This is a genomic window from Kluyvera sp. 142486, from assembly GCF_046569695.1.
GTDB lineage: Bacteria > Pseudomonadota > Gammaproteobacteria > Enterobacterales > Enterobacteriaceae > Kluyvera.
This window is the reverse complement of the sequence record NZ_JBKHUI010000013.1, coordinates 112,754-126,123: the sequence shown is the minus strand read 5'-3', so window position 1 is coordinate 126,123 and position 13,370 is coordinate 112,754. Positions and strand designations below refer to the sequence as shown.

Sequence of the window (13,370 nt, the reverse complement as noted above, 5' to 3'; positions counted from 1 at the left end):
TCTGTTACGCTCCGGCAGCCATCAGCAGCTGAGCAATTTCCTCGTAACCCTTCTCCCGCGCCAGTTCCAGCGGGGTTTTGCCGTATTTGTCGGTCATGTGCGGGCTGGCGCCATGCTCCAGCAGCAGGCCGACAATCGTCTGCTGGGTTTCACCGCCGTCGTTAAGCACGATGGCCTCCAGCAGCGGCGTCCAGCCGACAAAGTTGGTGTGGTTGACGTTAATGTGGGTGCGATGCAATAGCTCTTTAACGATTTCAAGATGCCCTTTTTCGCAGGCGGGCGTTAATCCCACGCCGCCAAAACGGGTTAAGCGATTTAAATCCGGACGGGCCGGTAAGAGTAAACGCAGCAGCGTTAAATCATTATTCAGGCAGCTAATTAAAAAAGGGTTTAAACAGGTCTGGTCTTGCTTATTAATATCCGCACCGGCATCCAGTAAGGCCACTACGCAATCATATTTTTTATTCAGGCTCGCCAGCGTAATGGCGGTTTGCCCCTGGCGATTGCAGGCATTAATATCGACGCCATGATGCAGGCAGGATTTTAATTTCGTCAGTTCGCCTTGTTGCGCAGCCAATAGATAGTCAGCAATCAGATTGTTGTTGGTCATGTCAAATCCCCTGATTTTTGTGGCTGTTTTCGATGAAATGAGAATAGCAACGAAATAATCGGAAAAGAACCCGCTTAAATTTTATTCGCCATAACCAGCTTGATTAGTGAATTTAATTTAATAATCGATACAGACTGTGCGGTAGTGCACCGTTTATTTGTTTGTCGCTATGCCCCTTAACTCAATCGGGTTTTCTTTCTATATAGTTTCAGTGCGTAACCACTAGATGAGAGGAAACAACGATGAACGGACTCACCGCTACGGGCATTACCGTTGGAGTGTGTGCAGGTCTCTGGCAGATGGTGTCCTCGCAGGTTGGGCTGGCCCCAGGCTGGGAATTATTAGGTACGATTGGCTTTGTGGCGTTCTGCAGTTTCTATGCGGCAGGCGGCGGCAAGGCGGGATTTGTGAAGAGTCTTTTTGTCAATTACTCCGGCGCCGTCTGGGCATTTCTCGCGGCAGCGGCCTCCGGCTGGCTGGCGTCAGTAAGCGGCCTGTCCCCCTTCTGGGCGGGCGTGGTCATGACGGTGCCGTTCTCCGCCGTGGTGGTCTGGCAGGGGCGATTCTGGCTCACCTCGTTTATCCCCGGCGGCTTTCTTGGCATGACGCTATTTTTCGCCACCGGAATGAACTGGTGGGTCACGTTGCTGGGCTTTTTTGCCGGGAACTGCGTCGGGATTATCTCCGAATATACCGGGCGCAAACTGAGCGAAGCCACCTCGAAAGAGGCTGCGTAGCGGTATGCTGCCGGATGGCGGCGTAAACGCCTTATCCGGCCTACGGAGGAGTATCCGTTGTAACGGTACCACCCAGCAACATGCCGCGTAACGGTATGCTGCCGGATGGCGGCGTAAACGCCTTATCCGGCCTACGGAGGAGTATCCGTTGTAGCGGTACCACCTAGCAACATGCCGCAGATTTTGTAGGCCGGATAAGCGTAGCGCCATCCGGCAACCTGCCGCAGAGAGCCAAATAGAACCCTAAACAGCGGTTTTAAAAGTTATTCAAAAATGGTTGCCCAACAATCACTTCAACCAATACATTCATCTCATTAAAGAGGCCCTATAAATAGCTGAACCGAGGAGCAGGTGAATGAACTCAATTTTTACGGAAGAAAATCTGCTGGCGTTCACCACCGCCGCGCGGTTTGGCAGCTTCAGTAAGGCGGCGGAGGAGCTGGGCCTCACTACCTCCGCCATCAGCTATACCATCAAGCGCATGGAGACGGGCCTCGACGTGGTGCTATTTACCCGCAGCACCCGCAGCATTGAGCTGACCGAGTCCGGGCGCTATTTCTTTCGTAAAGCCAGCGACTTACTCAATGACTTTCACGCCATCAAGCGCAGCATCGACACCATTTCCCAGGGCATTGAAGCGCGGGTGCGTATCTGTATCAACCAGTTACTCTATACGCCAAAGCACACCGCCAGGCTGCTGCAGGTGCTGAAAAAGCAGTTTCCTACCTGCCAGATAACCGTCACCACCGAGGTCTACAACGGCGTCTGGGATTCGATTATCAATAATCAAGCCAGCATCGCCATCGGCGCGCCGGATACCCTGCTGGACGGCGGCGGCATTGATTACACCGAGATTGGCGCGATTCGCTGGGCCTTTGCCATCGCCCCGTCCCACCCGCTGGCGTTTATGCCGGAACCCATTGCCGAAAGCCAGCTGCGCCTCTACCCCAACATCATGGTAGAGGACACCGCGCACACCATTAATAAAAAGGTTGGCTGGCTGCTGCACGGGCAGGAATCGATTCTGGTGCCGGATTTCAACACCAAGTGCGAGTGCCAGATCCTCGGCGAAGGGATTGGTTTTTTGCCAGATTACATGGTGCGCGACGCGGAAGCTCAGTCGCTGCTGGTCACCCGAAAAATCAACAACCCACGCCAGGACTCCCGCATGCTGCTGGCAACCCAGCACTCGGCCAACGGCCAGGTAACGCAGTGGATCAAACGGGAGTTTGGCCCTCAGGGAGTGTTAACCGGGGTCTATGCGGATTTACTGCATCGGGAAGGATAGCCGCTCTGCCTGCACAAGCCCGGGGCCTAGCGCGCAGCCAGCAGCTTCAACCAGCTCACTAATTTCCAGACCTGCGCGGAATGCGAGCCCTTAAATAAAGCGATATCGCTATCCTGAATATCCTTAAGATAAACTTTTTTAAATGCATCAACGTCATCCAGCAATATATATCGCTTATTTTCAGCCATCATGCTGGCATAGGATTGATATGTTTTGCCAATCAGGTAAATCGCATCAATCTGGCTGTGATTGATATGCGTAATCAACGCGCGGTAATACTGCTGATGCTCATCACCTAACTCAGCCATTTCGCCCAGCACCAGCATTTTTCTCCCCGGCAGGACTGACTCGCTCAGCTGCGCGACCGCCATCATCATGGAACCAGGGTTAGCGTTATAGGCATCATCAATAACCGTTAGCGGATGGGTCGCCACGGTCAGATGATTAACTTCGCCTCTGCCCGGCAGCGCCTGGAAACGGGTTAACCTCGGCAGCGCCGCCTCAGGGGAATAGCCCAGCGAACAGACGACGGCAAGCGTGGCGACGCTATTAAGCGCCATATGCAGGCCTTCTGCCTGCATCGTATAGTCGAGGCGCTGGCCAAAAATCTCTGCCGTTACGCCGCGAGTGACCGGGTCATAGGCAATCAGTCGGCAGTCGCATCCTTCCTGCTGACCGTAAGTCACGATCCGCAAATCCTGCTTTACCGCAGCCGCATAAATACAGTCCCACTCCTGCATCTCACGATGCAGCACCGCAATATCGCCAGGTTTCATGCCGAGGAAAATCATGGCTTTGGTGCGCGCAATATCATGCAGAGACTGGTTCTCCTTCAGATGAACCGCCTGAATATTGGTTACCACCGCCACGGTCGGCCGCACCATGCGCGCGCTGATATCCATTCGGCCAATCGCCATTTCCAGCACCACCTGCGGCGTATTCCAGGGCATAGAGGCGATATTCCACGCGATGCCGCGCGGCAGATTCGCATTTTGCATGCTGCCAAGAGACGGCCCCCACTCGGCAAGCGCAGCGGTGAGCATGGCGACACAGGTGGTTTTTCCCGCGCTCCCCGTCACGCCAATCACATTGCCCTGCATCCGGTCGCGGGCATATCGCCCCATACTCAGCAGCGCATCATTGCGATCGTCAACTAAATACACCGGCACGTTGCTGCCGACTGCCCGTTGCGCATTATCAACAATAAGCGCCGCTGGCGGGTATGGCAGCTTATCGAGTCGCTCAGCGACGACGCCGCCAACCTCGTCTTCCGCACGCACACAGACCATATTGCCCGCCTGCATGGCCGGCGCAAAAATCGACACACCCGTTGCCCGCCATCCTTCAGGCGGAGGAGTGAGCCAACGGCCCGGCGCGGCCAGCATTAGGGATTCAACTGTCCAGCAGGCGTCGTCTAAAGGTCCTTTTTCATTTTGCTGATCCATTCTTTCTCCTGGAAAACACAGTGCCATTCGCCATCAAATCATTTGCGCCCAATAGGGTTATTTTCTATTTTCAGGGCAATATAGTAAAAATGTAGAATACGTAAATCGCAACACGTAATGTTATTTTGATACGATTAATCTCAGACAAGGGCGTCATTCCATGACAAGGAGCTTAAATGTCGCTAAGCCGTTTACTTACGCATGTGCGCCCTGAACTCGATGCATTTCACGCCGCCGCGCAACCCTCCCCTTTTCCAGGCTACATTCTCTTCCTCAGCGCCAGCAATGGCGAGGAACGTGCCTATACCGCCTATGCCTGCGGTGATTCGCTGGATGAAGCCTGGCTGCGCGCGGTAGACGACTTACAGCGCTGGGAGAGCCAGCAGTCGCGGCCATTGATCTGGCTGCGGGCCGATCTGGTCAATAAAATTCAGACCCTGCGCTGGGATGAACTGCAGGATAAGCTTGGTAAGACCAAACGTAACTACTTCCGTTTTGGCCTGAGCTTCACGCCTGATTTCAGGCAGCCCATTCTGGAGCAGGAAATTAACGCCAACGCATTGCTGTATCACGGCAATGAGGGGGTAGCGACGCCCAATGCAGCCAATCTGGCGCACTATGCGCGCTGGCGTTTCGGTAACGCGCTGCGCTGGCCGGATAAACCGGAACAGCTTATCTGGCGCTTCAACACCCGCAGCCTGTTTTGTGATGGCGAGAAGGTCTACCCCATCGAATCCAACGGCCGTAACGCCGGCTATCGCCAACTGCCGCACTGGCAGGAAGAGGCGCTGGAGCCGATGATTTTCTCCGCCACCGACTACCTGGCACGCCAGGTAAAAAAATCGGGCCGCTACCATTACGGTTGGTTCCCCTGCTTTGACCGCGCGATCCCAACCTATAACGCCCTGCGCCATGCCAGCTCAACCTATGCGCTGCTCGAAGGCTGGGAGGTGACGCAGGATAACACCCAGTTTGCAGCCATTGAGCGCGCGCTGCATGACCTGTCGACCGAGCTCATCGCCACCCGCACGCTCCCGGACGGCAGCGAAGCTGACTTCCTGATCGACACGGGCGGCGAGATTAAACTCGGCGGTAACGCAGTCTGTATTCTGGCGATGGTCAAGTACACCGAACTGACCGGCGATGAGCGCTACCTCCCGCAGATGCAGCGCCTGGCTAACGGTATCGGCTTTATGCAGAAACCGGATACCGGCGGTTTTAACCACGTTTTGCACGCTGCCGATCTGTCGCTGAAGGCCGAGCATCGCATCATCTATTACGATGGCGAGGCCACTTTTGCGCTGATGCGCCTGTATGGCCTGACAAAAGCGCCCCGCTGGTTGGCTATCGTTGAGCACGCCATGGATCACTTTATCGAACAGAAACACTGGCAGGCCCACGACCACTGGCTAAGCTACTGTATAAACGAACTCACGCTGTACCGCCCGCTTGCACGCTACTATCAGTTCGGCCTGGACAACGTGCGTGATTACCTGGATTTCGTCCTTCAGCGAGTCACCACCTATCCCACACTGCTGGAGCTGATGATGGCGGCCTCGCATATGCTGGCGCGCCTGGCCGAGTCCGAGCACCGGCAACTGCTCGAGGGCTTCGATATGGAGAAATTTAATCTGGCGCTGGAGACGCGAGCGCGCTACCTCGCAAACGGCTTCTTCTGGCCTGAACTGGCCATGTTCTTCAAAAACCCATCCCGTATTGTGGGGAGCTTTTTTATTCGTCACCACAGCTTCCGGGTACGTATCGACGACGTAGAGCACTACCTCTCTGGCTACGTTGCTTACCGCAAACGCTGGCGCAGCCAGCATGGCATTAAGGCGTAATTTCGTGATACTGAGCGTCCCTTAAATGAGGCTCCCTGACGTATTCTACTGGAAGCGATGGCTATCGTTATGCCTGACGCTGCTTCTGTTTGTGCCGCTACAAATTGGTGCGGGCTGGGACTTTAATACCATTAATTCCCGAACCCGGCAGCTTTACGGCCCGGCGACGCCGACCGCGCAGCGTAATATCGACGCCTGGGAAATGTTGTTGAAGCAGCCGCCTGCCGGCGATATTCATACCACCCTGAACCGCGTAAACCAGTTTTTTAATTCGCGGATCCGCTTTGTTGATGATATGACGGTATGGGGCCAGGAAGATTATTGGGCGACGCCGGTAGAAGCCCTGCGTAAAGGCGCGGGAGATTGTGAAGACTACGCGCTGGCGAAATATTTCACCCTGCGCGAATTAGGCGTTCCTGCCAGTCAATTAAGAATTACCTATGTTAAAGCATTACAATTAAATCAGGCACATATGGTCGTCACCTGGTATTCGAGCCCGGATGCAATTCCGCTGGTTCTCGATAACCTCAAACCTGCCATATTGCCCGCCTCCGCCCGTAGCGACCTGCTCCCCGTCTATTCATTTAATGGCGAGGGTTTGTGGATACCACAGGCAAGCGGCAGCAAGCGCGTCGGCGACAGTACAAGGCTCTCTCGTTGGCAGGATCTTCTCACCAGGATGCGTGCAGAAGGGTTTGTAATTAATGAATAGGAAGCGGTCATGTCCCTCTATAAACAGCTACTGATTGGCATCTGCCTGTTTACGTTGACGATTTTCTGCGGCAACTTTTTTGCCACGCTGGAAAGCTCGCGTGAACAGTACCACAACCAGCTAAGCGCGCATGCCCAGGACGCCGCCACGGCGCTGGGTCTCTCGCTGACCGCGCATATTGACGACCCGGTGATGACGGAACTGATGGTGAACTCGATTTTTGATAGCGGCTACTTCTACCGCATTCAGGTCGTGGATATCAAAACCGGCAAGCCGATTATTGAACGCCAGAATGTCCCACCTAGCGCCAATGTACCAGGTTGGTTTGTGCGTATGGTGCATCTGAATCCAGGCCAGGGCGAAGCCGTGGTCATGCGCGGCTGGTCGCAGGCCGCACGCGTTGAAGTTATTAGCCACCCCATGTTTGCCCTCGCACGCCTGTGGAGCACGTTGGTCGCAAGCTTCCTATGGCTGACGGGCTGTAGCGTGCTGTGCATTCTCGGCGCGATGTTCCTGCTGCGTAACCGTCTGCGCCCGCTGAACTACATCGTCGAGCAGGCGATGGCCATCAGCCGTCGCGAATTCCTGAGCCTGCCTGCGCTGCCCAAAACGCCGGAACTGCGCCGAGTGGTTGAAGCCACTAACATGATGGTCACCCAGCTCAAAGCCCTGTTCAGCGAGCAGGCGCAACGTACCGAAGCTCTGCGCCAGGAAGCCTACAACGACAGCCTGACCGGCCTGAACAACCGCCGGTCGTTTGATATTAAATTCCAGACGCGCCTGAGCGACGAAGAGCACGCCGACGGCAACCTGATTGTGCTGCGCGTTCAGGATCTGATGGGCCTGAACCAGCGCCTCGGCGGTGCCAATACCGATAAACTGCTGCAGGCCGTTGCCGGGATCCTCGATGCTCTCCAGCAGCGCTTTTTCCACAGCGAGGGCTTTGTCGCCCGCGTGCGCGGCGGCGAGTTCGCCCTTATCACCGCACCGGCTTTGCCTAAAGAGATGGACAGTTTCGCCAGTTCACTCAATACCCAACTCAAGGCGCTGTATGAAACCGGGCTGAGCGACGTCAACCCGGTTGCCCACTTTGCCGCCGTGGCCTTCCACTACGGTGATTCACCACAAACCCTGCTGCGCCAGGCCGATCAGATTCTGGTGGCGGCAGAGGCGGATATGCGCACCTTTGTCGACCCAAACCTCGCGGCACAGCAAGAGCCGGATGAAGATCACCACGACTGGCACAAGCGCCTGAGCGCGATTCTGGATAAAGAAGCTTTCGAGCTTTATTCACAGCCGGTATACCAGTGCAACAATCAACACGTTGTTCTGCATAGAAAAATACTTGCTCGCATCAAAGATGAAGCTGGCGAAATTATCCCAGCGGGCCGCTTTATTCCCTGGGTGCGTCGCCTGGCCCTGGGCCGTCGAATGGACGTCGTGATGCTCAAACAGACGCTACGCGCGATGGAAAACAGCACCGATGCGTTTGCCCTCAGCATCAGCGGGGAGAGCGTGGCAGACGACGCCAGTCTGAACGCCCTGCTGCAGCCGTTGAAAACCGCACGCCACCTGGCGTCAAGACTCACGCTGGAGCTGGATGAAAACGAACTGCCTGAGCCAGAACGCGTCAGCATTCTGGTGAAAAAATTGCAGGATCTCGGCTGCGGCCTGGGTATTCAGCACTTTGGCGGCCGCTTCCATCTGATTGGCAACCTGCCGCAGTGGGGGCTTGCCTGGATCAAAGTTGATGGTGGTTACATCCATCACATCAACGAAGAAGAAGATAAGAAACTGTTTATTGAAGCGATTTACTGGGCGACACGTCAGATCAATCTGCCGCTCATCGCCGAGCGTGTTGAAACGGAAGGTGAGCTGGCGGTGCTGGAGAAAATCGGCCTGTACGGCGCAATGGGCCGCTACTTTAGCGATGCCAGCACATTACATTAACTCTCAGGAGAGAAGCCATGCACTTTATTGAACGTGATGGTGAAGGACGGATCGTTCGGGTTGAGACCGCAGCCTTCACCGGAATGACCGAACAGAGCGAAGTGGCCACCGCGGAAATCAGCGAATGGCTTAAAGTCGAAAGCATTCGTGCGGCAACAATACAGCAGTTGCAGCAGAGTGACCTCAACATGATCCGCGTGCTGGAAGACCTTATCGAAGTGCTGATGAGTAAGGGGATCATCAGCATTACCGACCTGCCGCCTGCCGCGCAGAGTAAACTGCTTAACCGTGCCCAGGCACGTCAAACGCTGAGCGGACTGGAAGGACTCATCGGCGATGACGATGAAAGACTGATTTAACGCTCACTTATCTTCACTATTTCAGGCACATGATTTTGTGCCTGAAATATAATTAGCCTTAAAACCATCATAAAATCGTGTCTATACCTACCAATTATTTACAAGACATTTCCATTGAAACAACATTAAAATCAAAGAATATTCTTTCCGCCAACTTTATCCTCGAACAAGAATAACGCGTCCCATTCGTAATACTGTCATTACGATAATGAAATATAAGAAATATTAATTATATAAGCCAGGCGGCTTGGTCCGTAAAGGCGAACAGTCATTGTATTCAATCAATATTTGCGTGGTACAGGAATTACCCGCAGAAATGAAGGAGAGCACGGATGAGCGGTATAGCCGGAACCATCAAAACAATCATTGGTCAGGTTTTTGCTATTTCACCAGATGGCAGCAGACGACTGCTGACTGAAGGCGATCGAATCCTGACTGGCGAACAGATAGAAACTGGCGCAGCCGGCGCCGTTACTATTGCTCTCCCAAATGGAAAAAGCCTGGATCTCGGCCGCGACAGTCACTGGGACAGCGCACAGAATGCCTTACTTTCCCCAGAGACGGGCGATCAAACAGACATCGCGGCCATACAGCAAGCCATTGCTGACGGCCAGGACCCCACGCAAATACTTGAAGCGACCGCCGCTGGCCCGCAGTCCCCTTCCGGCAGCGGTGAACCCGGCGCCGGTGGCGCGCACACGCACGTCATCCTTGATCTGACCGGCGAAAGAGTCGACCCCACAGCCGGATACCCTACTGAAGGTATCGACTTCCCCCATACGCCAATAGAAGAAGAACTCACGGTTCTTGATCGGTCTGATGCGGTAGGTGGGGACACAGATTCTGATGCGGACGCTGATGCCGATGCAGATGCCGATGCAGATGCCGACGCGGATGCAGATGCCGATGCAGACGCCGACGCTGACGCTGATGCCGATGCTGATGCGGATGCAGATGCCGACGCGGATGCAGATGCCGACGCGGATGCAGATGCAGATGCAGATGCCGACGCGGATGCCGATGCGGACGCGGATGCCGATGCAGACGCGGATGCAGATGCCGACGCGGATGCTGATGCCGATGCGGATGCCGATGCGGACGCTGATGCCGATGCTGACGCGGATGCGGATGCCGATGCGGACGCTGATGCGGATGCAGATGCGGATGCCGACGCGGATGCAGATGCCGATGCGGATGCGGATGCCGACGCGGATGCCGATGCAGACGCTGATGCGGACGCGGACGCTGATGCGGACGCCGACGCGGATGCAGATGCAGATGCCGACGCGGATGCTGATGCAGACGCGGATGCCGACGCGGATGCCGATGCGGATGCGGATGCGGATGCGGATGCGGACGCTGATGCGGACGCTGATGCCGATGCGGACGCCGATGCCGACGCTGATGCGGATGCCGACGCGGATGCTGATGCAGACACGGATGCCGACGCGGATGCTGATGCAGATGCCGACGCGGATGCCGATGCCGACGCCGATGCGGATGCGGATGCTGATGCGGATGCCGATGCGGACGCCGATGCCGATGCCGATGCGGACGCTGATGCCGATGCGGATGCCGACGCAGATGCCGATGCGGACGCTGATGCCGATGCAGACGCAGATGCTGATGCGGATGCCGATGCGGATGCCGACGCAGATGCCGATGCGGACGCCGATGCCGATGCTGATGCGGATGCCGATGCAGACGCTGATGCCGATGCAGACGCCGATGCTGATGCGGATGCCGATGCGGACGCGGATGCCGATGCGGATGCAGATGCCGACGCGGATGCAGATGCAGATGCAGACGCCGATGCGGATGCTGATGCAGACGCGGATGCAGATGCAGATGCGGACACTGATGCTGATGCTGATGCCGACGCGGATGCCGATGCGGACGCCGACGCTGATGCCGATGCGGATGCCGATGCAGACGCCGACGCGGATGCCGATGCAGACGCCGATGCTGATGCAGACGCCGATGCGGACGCGGATGCGGATGCAGATGCGGATGCCGACGCGGATGCAGATGCCGACGCGGATGCCGACGCGGATACCGATGCGGACGCTGATGCCGATGCCGACGCAGATGCTGATGCGGATGCGGATGCAGATGCGGATGCGGACGCTGATGCCGATGCGGACGCCGATGCAGACGCAGATGCTGATGCGGATGCCGATGCGGATGCAGACGCAGATGCCGATGCGGACGCCGATGCCGATGCTGATGCAGACGCAGATGCAGATGCCGACGCGGATGCCGACGCTGATGCAGATGCGGACGCTGATGCAGACGCCGATGCGGATGCCGACGCTGATGCGGATGCGGATGCGGATGCAGATGCCGACGCGGATGCCGATGCAGACGCGGATGCAGATGCCGACGCGGATGCCGATGCAGACGCGGATGCCGATGCAGACGCCGACGCAGATGCCGATGCCGACGCCGATGCGGATGCCGATGCGGATGCCGATGCCGATGCGGACGCCGATGCCGATGCGGACGCGGATGCTGATACAGATGCAGATGCCGACGCTGATGCAGATGCAGATGCAGACGCTGATGCGGACGCCGACGCTGATGCGGATTCGGACGCCGATGCAGACGCCGATGCCGACGCTGATGCGGATGCAGACGCGGACGCCGATGCGGACGCCGATGCGGATGCGGATGCGGATGCAGATGCCGACGCCGATGCCGATGCCGATGCCGATGCTGACGCTGATGCCGACGCCGACTCCGACATCACCCTCAACGTCAACTTTACAGCCTCTAACCCTACAAAGGTCATCGAAGTTAACGGCGGCAGCAAAGATCCTAGCGGTAACGGCTTTGATGTCGACGGCAGCGGTATGATTGTTGCGGTTGGGGCGAATGTCGTTGTGTGGGTATCTCAAGGTGATGTCGGGAAATATGTTTCTAAGGATATCCCTTCATCCAACATCCATGAATACACCTCCGGTAACGCGAATGGTACCGTGGGTAGATCCGATATCTTTATTCTGCACGATGGCAGTACCTACACGCAGGGAGATAACACCCAGCATGCGATGAATGCGGTCAACGGTAACCGCGAAGCCAGCACCAGTACTGCGCACGACTATATCTTTGTCCCTGGCGACTCATCGTGGAGCAACACGGATGGCACAAAAAACGTCAATGGCAACATTAACTACATCGAAAGCGTCAACCTTACCGTTAATGGACAAACGTTTTATGGTAATAACCGCTTAACCGAAATTATCTCCGGAACGGGGAAAGAAGGTCTGGATCCCGGTCATTCCGACAGTAAAGTCTCCTGGCAGTACGATCTGAATATTGATGCGAATATTGAGGGAAGCAGCGATCACAACATTACCTCAATCAAATTCAGTGGGTTAGCCCCAAAAGCCACCGTCAACTATCTGGGTGTTGACTACACGGCGGACGAAAAAGGGAATCTCACCATCGATGTTCCGGATGGCACCCATCTGGATGCGCATTTAACCCTGACATCGCCAACGCAGATAACCGATCTGGGCTCGGTCAAAGTCGATATTGTCACCGACGTTGACGACTCATCGCCATCTTCCGGGCCGATTGATGCCAACAGCGGCGATCACTCAATCGTCCTCGCTGGCGGTGAAGACAACCACGCCGACGATTCAGCTCATACGCTATCGACGGAGGGAGACGTTCACCACGCGACGCTGGCGCACGCCGGCACCGTTGACTCAACCGAACATACCGACGATGTCTCGGCAAGCGATCACTCGACGGAAAGCGACTCCGCAAATCTGGCGGCGTTGAGCGGTGACAATACGCCTACGGCAACAACCGATTCTGGCGATACCGCGAATACCGGTGAAACCGATACCTCCGAATCGACAGATAACCTTGCCGGAAACCAAACGGTAGACACCGCAGGTCAGGCAGAGGAAACGGATTCAGCAAACGATCATGCCGCAGCAGATCAGGATACCGCTGGCCTGCTGGGCGACAATGAAACTATCGATCTCAGCGCGATTGAGCACGATACCTCCCAGGTGCAGAGCGTGGCGAGCGAAAGCCCTGAGACATCGTTAAGCATGCTGCTGGACGATATTGATAGCCAACTGCATGAGGCCGATACCGCCCAGAACGCCGAGCCGCTAGAGGAGAAACCTGCCTCAACGGCGACGACAGATACACATCAGGTGGAGACTATCGATCTCAGCGAGATTATCCACGATGACAGCACCAATGATGTCAGCTCAATGATTCAGGTAGAAGCGCCAGCGGGAAATACCGAGGCGGCGGGACACGTTCAGGATGTTCCGGCGGAAAGTTCTGGCGGTGAGGGGGCGGATAGCTGGAATGCCCATAATAGTGCGGAGCTGGATCATTTAATACCGCAGCCTGATACGGACGCCTGATGCGTTAGGGTCGGCTACCGCCGACTCTTTTTAT

9 protein-coding genes and 1 pseudogene are annotated in these 13,370 nt (G+C 56.0%); 8 read left to right on the top strand and 2 right to left on the bottom strand.

What is annotated here, in order from left to right; all coding sequences use genetic code 11:
* Nucleotides 1-4 precede the first annotated feature (4 nt).
* Nucleotides 5-610: an ankyrin repeat domain-containing protein gene (locus tag ACLGE8_RS15440; protein ID WP_410999720.1), complete on the bottom strand. Its 606-nt coding sequence runs from the start codon at nucleotides 608-610 to the stop codon at nucleotides 5-7.
* Between the two features lie 242 nt (nucleotides 611-852).
* On the opposite strand from ACLGE8_RS15440, the gene ACLGE8_RS15435 reads away from it, so the two are divergent.
* Complete coding sequence (locus ACLGE8_RS15435) at nucleotides 853-1,347, top strand: DUF1097 domain-containing protein (protein WP_333497368.1); 495 nt, start codon at nucleotides 853-855, stop codon at nucleotides 1,345-1,347.
* A 355-nt stretch (nucleotides 1,348-1,702) separates the two neighbouring features.
* Entirely contained in the window at nucleotides 1,703-2,635 is a 933-nt protein-coding gene (locus ACLGE8_RS15430; protein ID WP_333497369.1) for a LysR substrate-binding domain-containing protein, read from the top strand.
* Nucleotides 2,636-2,661: 26 nt separating this feature from the next.
* On the opposite strand, the gene ACLGE8_RS15425 is transcribed toward ACLGE8_RS15430, so the two are convergent.
* Entirely contained in the window at nucleotides 2,662-4,080 is a 1,419-nt protein-coding gene (locus tag ACLGE8_RS15425; protein ID WP_410999718.1) for a UDP-N-acetylmuramoyl-tripeptide--D-alanyl-D-alanine ligase, read from the bottom strand.
* A 176-nt stretch (nucleotides 4,081-4,256) separates the two neighbouring features.
* Between ACLGE8_RS15425 and ACLGE8_RS15420 the strand changes: the two genes are divergently transcribed.
* From ACLGE8_RS15420 to ACLGE8_RS15395, 6 genes and pseudogenes are all read left to right on the top strand, one after another.
* Entirely contained in the window at nucleotides 4,257-5,921 is a 1,665-nt protein-coding gene (locus ACLGE8_RS15420) for a Mur ligase (protein WP_410999716.1), read from the top strand.
* 25 nt (nucleotides 5,922-5,946) lie between these two features.
* The gene (lapG, locus tag ACLGE8_RS15415) at nucleotides 5,947-6,633 is read left to right on the top strand and encodes a cysteine protease LapG (RefSeq protein WP_410999714.1); all 687 of its coding nucleotides are present in this window, start codon (nucleotides 5,947-5,949) and stop codon (nucleotides 6,631-6,633) included.
* A gap of 9 nt (nucleotides 6,634-6,642) precedes the next feature.
* Nucleotides 6,643-8,583 carry a cyclic di-GMP receptor LapD gene (gene lapD / locus ACLGE8_RS15410; RefSeq protein ID WP_410999712.1) on the top strand — a complete coding sequence of 647 codons (1,941 nt, stop codon included), beginning with the start codon at nucleotides 6,643-6,645 and terminating at the stop codon, nucleotides 8,581-8,583.
* A 17-nt stretch (nucleotides 8,584-8,600) separates the two neighbouring features.
* A complete protein-coding gene (locus tag ACLGE8_RS15405; RefSeq protein ID WP_410999710.1) occupies nucleotides 8,601-8,942 on the top strand; it encodes a tryptophan synthase subunit beta in 342 nt (113 codons plus the stop codon).
* A 332-nt stretch (nucleotides 8,943-9,274) separates the two neighbouring features.
* Nucleotides 9,275-9,646: pseudogene (locus ACLGE8_RS15400) on the top strand (retention module-containing protein); the annotation flags it as partial.
* A gap of 2,178 nt (nucleotides 9,647-11,824) precedes the next feature.
* Nucleotides 11,825-13,336: a hypothetical protein gene (locus ACLGE8_RS15395; protein WP_410999780.1), complete on the top strand. Its 1,512-nt coding sequence runs from the start codon at nucleotides 11,825-11,827 to the stop codon at nucleotides 13,334-13,336.
* Nucleotides 13,337-13,370: the final 34 nt, after the last annotated feature.